At 48.0% G+C, this 2091-nt stretch carries 2 protein-coding genes and 1 pseudogene; all 3 read left to right on the plus strand.

The window, feature by feature from the left end; all coding sequences use genetic code 11:
- A pseudogene (locus tag RMO35_RS07775) lies at positions 1-115 on the plus strand (bleomycin hydrolase); the annotation flags it as partial.
- 360 nt (positions 116-475) lie between these two features.
- Positions 476-1744: a HEAT repeat domain-containing protein gene (locus RMO35_RS07780; protein ID WP_309739958.1), complete on the plus strand. Its 1269-nt coding sequence runs from the start codon at positions 476-478 to the stop codon at positions 1742-1744.
- A gap of 188 nt (positions 1745-1932) precedes the next feature.
- A partial coding sequence (locus RMO35_RS07785; RefSeq protein ID WP_309739961.1) for a HEAT repeat domain-containing protein occupies positions 1933-2091 on the plus strand: 159 nt, incomplete at its 3' end.

Here is a 2091-nt window from a genome sequence, read left to right on the forward strand (position 1 = left end):
CGTTGAAGCTCTCCGCTTTGCTCGTACTCGCGGTTGCGCTCCTCGCGACATGTCGGCTCAAGCATTAGTTGAATACAATGCTTTACTCGACTACACCATCAACTCCTTATCCTAGTCATTGGAGTTAACTCGGTAACTGCGGTTATTTGAGTGCTGAAGGGGCTTTCGATCTGTTGCTTTGCCGATTTGGTTGAGCGAGCGATCGAGAGCCTTTTTTGTAATGTGTTAGTGTGAATAAATAGATATTATTCAAAATATTAAAACCGCCTGAAATCTAGAAGATCTGTAGGTTGGGTTGCGGATGCGCGCTCTGGAGGTTTCCTCCAGATTGAGCGCACCAAGCAGAAGAATGAAACCCAACACACTTACCCAAAGTTCTTTTCATCCCTTAAACGACATTTGTGTCGGCTTAGATATTTGTGGATGTTGGGTTTCACATTCGTTCAACCCAACCTACGGGAATAAATAAACAATTATGACTAATAAACGTTTTTTTAATATTTTTAATCTCACCGAAACCGAAGCGATCGAGCTATTAGATACGCCATTAGCTAAACTCGCCGAAGATGAATCGCGTTATGTCGCAGCTTCGCATTTAATTAATTTTCCCACAGAAGCATCGATTAACGCACTAATTCGGGCGATCGCTAATGACGATCCCGAACTCGATAATCGGATCGTGCGGCGTAAATCCGTCGAAACATTGGGGAAACTCCAAGCTAAACAGGGATTGCCAGCGATCCGCCCTTGTCTGGCAGAATCAGACTGTTATACTGTCGAAAATGCTGTATGGGCGATCGGGGAAATCGGCACTGAAGATCCCCAAATCCTGTCAGAAATCGCGCAAATACTCGATCGCGAAGGTCAAAATCACCGCGTCATCATTCATACTCTAGTCAAGCTCAATTATCTACCCGCACTCGATCGGATTCGCACTTTTACTGACTCGACAGATGAAGCTACAGCGAGTGCGGCGATTGCGGCGGTATGTCGATTTACTGGCGATTATACCCAGATGCAGCGGGTGATGGAATTTTTATTTCACCCCAATCGGAACGCCAGACGGGCATGTATTCAGGATCTCATCGATACAAATTATTATCCAGCGATTCCCACGATCGCCAAATGTCCGGTATCGATCGTCTTTCGATTGCGGGCGATTCGGTTACTCGCAAATAGTGGTGTCGAGCAGGGTAAAATTACCTTTGCCGATATTCAAGCGAGTTTAGAGCAAACATTACTCGATCGACCCCAGGATTTAGAATTGATTCATGAATACGATCTGCCGCCGACTCTAGAATTCTTGATGCGCCAGTTGTATGAGACGGACTTTGGACTATGCTATTTAGCCACACAGACTATTCTCGATGACTTTGCCAGCCTCGCTCCGGCGGCGCTACTGGCGACGTATGCGGCAGAAGCTTACAACGATTATGGTGCCCATTACCATATCATGAAATTATTCGGGTGGCTCAAATATGCACCGGGTTACGATCTTCTAGTCGAAGCGCTCAATAATCGCGAACCGCAATTCCAGAAGTCCCGCGCAGCAGCGGCGCTAGCTCTGGGGGAATTGGGAGATAACCGCGCAATTCCCCTGCTGGTTGCCAGTTTGGATACCAAAATCTGGGATCTTAAATATGCGATCCTAATGGCATTAGACAAACTCGGCGACACCAGCGGACGCGAACTAGTTGCCAACGACGACGACTGGCTGATTCGCGCCAGAGCAACTGTCAATTAATCGCAAGGCGGCGTTGCTGAATTGGGGTAAGAAGCATAGATTTTGCCCTCACCCCGCCAGAGCCGGAGGATCTGGCGGGGTGAGGGCAAATCACACCTTCAATCAGCAACGCCTGCAAGGCGATTAAAGGTTCCCTACCCTATCCCCTATTCCCTATTCCCTATCTACCCTCTACCCTCTACCCTCTCATGGAAGCATTATTCGATCGACTCAAACATCCCAATCCCAATTTACGCGATCGGGCGATGTTAGAACTAGTCGAGACGCGGGATGAGACGACGATTCCCCGCCTGATTGGCATCCTCGATGAAAATGATACGACGTATCGGCGTGCAGCGGTCAAAACC

Source organism: Chamaesiphon sp. OTE_20_metabat_361 (assembly GCF_031364565.1).

What these genes read in the sequence shown, in the direction of transcription:
- RMO35_RS07780 (WP_309739958.1), top strand. Translation starts at nt 476, where the DNA reads ATGACTAATAAACGTTTTTTTAATATTTTTAATCTCACCGAAACCGAA.